This is a genomic window from Coleofasciculus sp. E1-EBD-02 (assembly GCF_040218245.1).
Taxonomy (GTDB): Bacteria; Cyanobacteriota; Cyanobacteriia; order Cyanobacteriales; family Coleofasciculaceae; genus Coleofasciculus.
The window spans coordinates 23,836-31,067 of the sequence record NZ_JAVJQN010000026.1 but is presented as its reverse complement, the minus strand read 5'-3'; the positions used below and the strand labels follow the sequence as shown (position 1 = coordinate 31,067).

The 7,232-nt window shown below is 47.9% G+C and carries 4 protein-coding genes; 2 read left to right on the top strand and 2 right to left on the bottom strand.

What is annotated here, in order from left to right; genetic code table 11:
• Positions 1-370 precede the first annotated feature (370 nt).
• A complete protein-coding gene (locus RIC07_RS04670; RefSeq protein ID WP_446393494.1) occupies positions 371-3,046 on the bottom strand; it encodes a DUF3536 domain-containing protein in 2,676 nt (891 codons plus the stop codon).
• Between the two features lie 512 nt (positions 3,047-3,558).
• Here RIC07_RS04670 and RIC07_RS04665 point away from each other — a divergent pair.
• Positions 3,559-3,756 carry a hypothetical protein gene (locus RIC07_RS04665; protein ID WP_446393493.1) on the top strand — a complete coding sequence of 66 codons (198 nt, stop codon included), beginning with the start codon at positions 3,559-3,561 and terminating at the stop codon, positions 3,754-3,756.
• Positions 3,757-3,794: 38 nt separating this feature from the next.
• Entirely contained in the window at positions 3,795-4,913 is a 1,119-nt protein-coding gene (gene cax, locus RIC07_RS04660; RefSeq protein WP_446393492.1) for a calcium/proton exchanger, read from the top strand.
• A 46-nt stretch (positions 4,914-4,959) separates the two neighbouring features.
• Here cax and RIC07_RS04655 read toward each other — a convergent pair whose 3' ends face one another.
• On the bottom strand, positions 4,960-6,756 hold the full coding sequence (locus RIC07_RS04655; protein WP_446393496.1) for an alpha-glucosidase family protein: 1,797 nt from the start codon (positions 6,754-6,756) through the stop codon (positions 4,960-4,962).
• Positions 6,757-7,232 lie beyond the last annotated feature (476 nt).

Sequence of the window (7,232 nt, the reverse complement as noted above, 5' to 3'; positions counted from 1 at the left end):
TTTACGTTGATTTTTGCCAAAACTGAAAAAGTCACGAGGCGCACGGATATATAACCTATAAGTTATAGACTTCTATCAAGACTTTATACTACACTAGCAACTTAGAGCGAAAAGCTCGGTTGAGCAAGGGTGTCGGGTGTCGGGTGTCGGGTGTCGAGTGTGGGGTGTCGGTTAAAAAACCTAACACATACCATCATTCACCTCACCTATTCATCCACAACGTTTTTTCCAAACAGGAAACTTTAATACATAGTGAGCCAAAATTGCTCGCTCCCCCCACACCCCACACCCCATACCCCACACCCAGTATCCTATCGTGGGTAATGTGGCTTAAGTTGACACCAATGCTTGGTTACCAAGCCCCTACTATCTACATCAAATGACTTAACCAAGGACTCACTTCCACAGACAACAGTTGACCAAGTTGAAGCAACTGGCGTAGTCGGATAATTGTCCAAGGATTTGCCGCCATAAGCTGCGCCTGATCATGTCCATTCTTTTGGTCACTCAAGCGTTGGGCTTGAATTGCCAGTTCACACTGCGGCACGATTGAGGTGTGTAAACAGTTGAAATAGAGTTCCTGACAACGGTCTAACGCTAAACCAAGGCTTAACCGATTGCCAATCTCAATCAACCGATCAATCTGGCGGATATCATCGCCGAGGGTATCGGGATCACCCTCATGCAAAAGTTGCCACAGCGATCGCCAAATTAAGGTTTCCAGCGTTGGCTTGGCTTCTGGGATGTTCAGATGACAGCGTAGATGTCCCGCTTCAGTGGCGATCGCTTCCAATTCAGCGATCTGAGCATTGATAGCTTGGGGATCACTCACCTCCATGTCTAACGCTTTAATCGCAATCAGACAACGGTTGGATAAAGCAATTTCTGCTGCCACTTGTAATTCCTTCGGTACGGGCAATTCATCCCGATGGAATGCCATCAACACGCCGTAATTATCCCGGTACATCTGGTTATACAGCTGATCTAATCGTGTCAGGGTTTCCTGACTAATTAGCTGCATAATCCGTTGCCGTTCCTCCGCAAACAGATTCTGCAAACTGAACGACTGCTCACCAAACATCTGATTCATTGCCAGAATCGTATGGGCAGCACTGGCTTGCTTGAGGGCATCAAAAATCTTATCCCTCAACTGGGTATATGCCCGACGTCCGGTAAAGGGTTGAATACAGCAGTGGAAGTCCCAGCCGCCGATATGGAGAACGGCAAACACCAATTCCATATTTTCCCAGGTAATCTCCGACACCAGTCGCAATTGACCCACTGCTAATGTCAGTGAACCCATGCGTTGGAGTTGATAGTCAAGCTGGTGGGCTTCGTAGCAGTAGATCCGTTCTTGTTGGGAATAGTTGGTAAATAAGGAACTAATCGCGTAATGGGCAGCAACTTGTTGGAAGGTAATTTGCGACGACACAACCAGTTGCCGATAGACCACATCCCCGGTTTTAAAGCAGTCTACATTACTCGGTGCTACAAGTAGGCGCTCCAAGAACCCTAGCTCAAGCTGGATACCCGCCACCTCCCCAGCTAACTCCAACGCCCGCGCCGCATAGCGTAAAATCTGTACCCCTTCTGGACGGGAGATTTCCTCAAAGAACCAGCCACAACTGGTATACATCAGCATGGCGTGGCGTTGCATTTCCAACAGCCGCAGGGCATCGATTTGGTCGGTGGGAGAGAGGGGCGCAACGCTGTGACGGTTGAGAAATTGCTTCACATTTTCCCCAGAGCGATTCTCGTTCCGAGACGCGATGCGATCGCGCAATACCTGGATATACTCATCCCGCGCCGCCCAAGGATCACGGAAAAACTGACGCCCCCTCTCGTCATACACCGGAATCAACTGATCCCGCAGCCAGTTCAAACTTTCTCGCAGGGGACGCCGCCATTTTTGATGCCAACCCCCGCCGCCGCCACAGCCGCAGTCATCCTGCCAACGGTTGACGCCGTGGGAACAACTCCAAGCGGTGACGGGTTTGAGAATCACTTCCCACGTTGGTGGACTAATGCTGAGGTAATGAGCAAAGTTAGTCACCGTCCAGTTCCGGCGGGGAAAGACTTGGGTAAAAGCATGGGCGATACACATTTCCGTGTGGCGTTTGTGATGTCCGAAGGTTTCCCCATCGGTTGCCACACTGATAATTTGGGAGGGACGGTGATCTCCATGAATCGCGATCCCTAAACGACCCGCAAAATGTTCCGAACTACTGAGAACATCACTAAACCCCATATCCCGTGAGATGGGACCGTCGTAGAAAAAGATGTCGATAAATTCACCGCTTTCCAGGAAACAACGGTAAGGGCGGCTGGGATCAATCTGACCCCCACCTACTTCATGCCATTTAGGATCAGGATTGTCTTCGGTTGGCAAAACCCGACAGCGTTCGGCTTGGGAGGGAGCAAGAATAATAAACTTAATCCCTTCTGCCACTAACGCTTCCAGGGTGGGGTAATCTACCGCCGTTTCCGCCAGCCACATCCCTTCGGGATCACGACCAAAGCGAGAGCGGAAATCTTCCATTCCCCAACGGATTTGGGTGTATTTATCCCGTTCATTGGCGAGGGGAAGAATGATATGGTTATAGACTTGCGCGATCGCATTACCGTGACCGTTGAGCCGTTGACAACTCTTGCGATCCGCCTCTATTATCCGCTCATACACTTCCATGTCGTAGCGTTCTAGCCACGACATCAGCGTCGGACCAATATTAAAGCTGAGATATTCAAAGGTATTAACGATCCCCACCACTTCGCCGCAACCATTTAACACCCGGGCAAAGGCGTTGGGGCGATAGCATTCGTGATGAATCCGCTCATTCCAGTTATCAAACGGAGCCGCCGAGGGCTGACGTTCAATGGTATCCAGATAAGGGTTTTCACGGGGGGGTTGATAAAAATGCCCGTGAACCGTTACGTAGACGCCCCTAGCTGTCTGTAGGGGATCATGGTCTCGCCCAGCCTCCTCGGATAAGGTAGGGATGGGATTTGCCGCAGCTTGTGAAGCTGAAAGTTCAGCAGCAGAAGTCATTTAGATCACCAAATTCCACAGAAAACGAGTCAGACAGATTCCCTTACTCTACTAATTTTCGCTCTTGAGTAGGGATAAGTTGAGAGATTCGCTAAACGAATTTTAGGTTGGAAGCTAGCCATTTCAGTAGAGAACGCCAGCTCGGTATAAGTAGTCGGACAAAAGTCAAGTTAACGGTGAGGATTGTCATTCGTCATTCGTCATTCGTCCTTCGTCCTTTGTAAGGATTTGAGTCTCCTTATCATTTCTTAGTACAGTGTACGGAATGTATACCCAGATCCTTAGAAAAAAGCATTGACACCAGTGGCTAAACTTGCATTTAGGGATGAACGTGTAACAATCTGTCCCTTCAGTTTTTTATTCAACCGCAAGATTTACTGAAAATCGATAAAACTTCATATAACGTTGCGGTCAGTTCACAAAACTTAGACGCACTATAGCAACTCTTGCCGATTATTGCACATCTTCCTGGGAAGTTGCAGGGTTGAGGGTGTGATGGGGTGATGGGGGAGATGGGGAAGCTGGGGGAGCAGGGGGAGCTGGGGAAGCTGGGGGAGCAGGGGGAGCTGGGGAAGCTGGGGAAGTTAACTCAAAACTCTACCTTACCTATTGCCCATTGCCTATTGCCCATTGCCCATTGCCTATTCCCTATTGCCTGTTCCCTGTTCCCTGTTCCCTGTTCTCTGACCGATGACAAATACCAATCCTGACCGTTAACGTAAATCTGTGCCTCTTTGCTGGTTCTTATATGCTAAACAAAAACACGATTCTGTCACTGTTGTTACTTTTTGTCCCCATTTCCATCGCCGCGCATTTTCTGGAATGGGGATCAGCTATAGTCTTTATTACCTCCTGTTTGGCGATCGTTCCCTTGGCGGCGTGGATGGGAACGGCGACGGAGGAAATTGCGGTTGTAGCAGGACCTACCTTGGGCGGGTTGCTGAATGCCACGTTTGGTAATGCGACAGAACTGATTATTGCCCTGATTGCCCTCAATGCTGGCTTAGTCAATGTGGTTAAAGCCACGATTACGGGATCAATTATTGGCAACTTGCTGCTGGTGATGGGCTTATCTATGCTTTTGGGGGGATTACGCTACAAGGAACAGGACTTTCAACCGATTGTGGCACGGGTAAATGCGTCCTCAATGAATTTGGCTGTCATTGCCATGTTGCTACCGACGGCGATGGATGCTACGACGCCTGACATTGATGAAGCGACGTTACAAAGATTATCGATTGCTGTGGCGGGGGTGTTGATTGTGGTTTATGCTCTTACCTTATTATTTTCGATGAAAACCCACAGCTATTTGTTGGATGTGGGCATGGTGGATGTTGAGTCCCAAGAGGGAAACGATGTTTCCTCCTCCACCGAGGAACCGGAACATAAGGTGAATTTAGGCTTATGGATGGGGGTGTTACTGGGAGTCACCCTTTTGGTGGCGTTAGAGTCGGAACTATTGGTGGGGACGTTGGAGGAAGCTACCTCCCAGTTAGGATTAACTGCCCTATTTACAGGGGTGATTCTATTACCCATTATTGGCAATGCCGCCGAACACGCTACGGCGGTGACTGTGGCGATGAAAAATAAGATGGATTTGTCGGTGTCGGTGGCGGTGGGATCAAGTTTACAAATTGCCTTATTTGTCGCCCCTGTCTTGGTGATTGCGGGTTGGTTTTTGGGTCAGCCGATGGATTTGGATTTTAACCCCTTTGAACTGGTAGCCGTAGCTGTGGCGGTGTTAATCGCCAATTCCATTAGTTCTGATGGGAAGTCGAACTGGTTGGAGGGAATTTTGCTAATTGCGGCTTATTTGGTGTTGGGGTTGGCATTTTACTTCCATCCGGTTGTGGAAGGATTAGCATAACCAACAAATGTAGAGACGTTGCATGCAACGTCTCTACACGCTACCCTTAATTCGACTTCAGTTGATAATCACAGGTTGGGGGCATATTACAAAAGAAGACACTATAGCCAGGAATTTCCAGCGTCTCACCCTGGCGATTCGTGATAAAGCCTAATCCTTCGGTTTCCTTACACCCTGGATATCCCGACAAGTCATAGCGGGCAGATTCGTTACTCAAATTGAAAACACACAGGATTCGCTGTTCTGCATAGTCCCGGATAAAGGCAAAAATCGGTTCCTCTGTCTCCAGAATTTCCAAGTTGCCTGCTTCTAATGCCGGTTGTTTTTTGCGCCAGTGAAGTAAACGACGCCAGGTATTTAGCAAGGAGTTCGGATCTCGATTTTGCAGATTCACCGCCCGTTGATAATGGGAATCGGCAACAGGTAGCCAGGGTTTTTCTGCCGTGGTAAATCCAGCGTGGGGGGCATCCGCTTGCCACGGCATTGGGGTGCGAGAACCGTCTCGTCCTTTAATTGCTGGGTAAAGGGCTTGACCAAAGGGGTCTTTAATATCGTCCACCGGAATATCTTCAGGGATTCTTGCCTCAGTTAACCCTAGTTCATCACCCTGGTAGAGACAGATTGCACCCGGTAAAGAAAGTAGCAGTGCGGCGATCATGTGATAAAATTCTTCTGGATAAGGATTTCCCTGAGCATCCTTTCCAGTCCAGCGCGATCGCAAGCGACCATAGTCATGATTGCCGACAATCCAACAATCACCGCCTTCGGTAAAGTTATTTAGCACTTTTTCCATCATCTGGCGCATGAGTCTAGCGCTTATGGGTTCATCGACGAGAAGCCCACTATGATACGCCATGTGTAAGCGTTCATCACCTTCTACAAATTCACTGGCAAGGGCAATCGAATCTTCACAGAACGTCACTTCGCCTAAGGCAACCGTACCCGGATACTGATCCATTAAATCACGGATAGGTTTGAGGGCGTTTAAGGTTTCTCGACGGCAGAAGTTGTATTTAAACAGTTGCCGAACCACCGGATTATCAGCAGCGACACCATCCGGTAAAGACGCATCATCCGGGCGAACGGGATTATCTCGCAATTGGGCGTCGTGCATGAAAAAGTTAGGCGCATCGATGCGGAACCCATCAATTCCTAAATCCAACCAGAATTTTGCCCGTACCAAAATCGCGTCAACCACATCTGGATTGTGCCAGTTCAGGTCAGGTTGGCTTTCTAAGAAATTGTACATATAAAATTGTTTACGTTCGGGTCCCCATTGCCAAGCACTGTGACCCATAAATGCGGATAACCAGTTGTTGGGGGGTGAACCATCAGGCTTGGGGTCTGCCCAAATATACCAGTCTGCCTTAGGATTATTTTTATTTTGCCGACTTTCGAGAAACCAGGGATGCTTATCAGAGGTATGACTCCAAACTTGATCCAGCAGAACTTTCAATCCCATGGAGTGAGACACTGCCAGTAATCGTTTAAAATCCTCTAGAGAGCCAAAAAGCGGGTCGATATCCCGCATATCGGTAATGTCATAGCCAAAATCTTCCATCGGGGATTCATAAATCGGACACAGCCAGATGGCATCGACACCTAAAGAGGTAATGTAATCGAGTTGTTCTATAATGCCATTCAAGTCACCGACACCATTGCCATCACTGTCTTTAAAACTCTGCGGGGAAATCTGATAAATAACCGCATTCTGCCACCATTCGCCTTGGTGTTTCACATTACGCGCATCTTCCCACGTCCATGCCCGACGATTGAGTACAGGAGTTTGCCACCAAGCTTCTCTGTTCGTTGAAGTACTTTTGTGGGGTTTTGACATGTCCATAAGTTGCATAATTGAATCCTTTGTTAATGATGAGATTAGAAAAAAGGACGAATTAAATTGGCTGAAACTCATTAACTTCAACCTCAATAGTTGTCCTTCTTTTTATTTAGGTTGGGATTCTATTAAAGGGGATGAACCTCAGCCGCCTGCCAATCTTGCACTCACAGTCAGCATCTATGCGAGATTCTTTCCTGAGTATTAACCAACCCTAATACTGGTGCATGAACTTCACTCAGCTTAGAGCGCTTCAGCCTACTCAGGTGAGTGAATCATGGACGACTAACTAGATTGTAGACTTCTGGCTCTTAGACTTACCTCTCTCCAAGGGATTAACACTGACTCACCCCCATATCGTTCAGGAGATGGAAATTAATCTCGGCAATTTTATTTAAAGTTCAGTCACAAAAAACTCCTAGCTTCAACGCTGGAGGCTGTGAAATAGTTTAATTTATTTTTTTATACCTTACTTTATGATA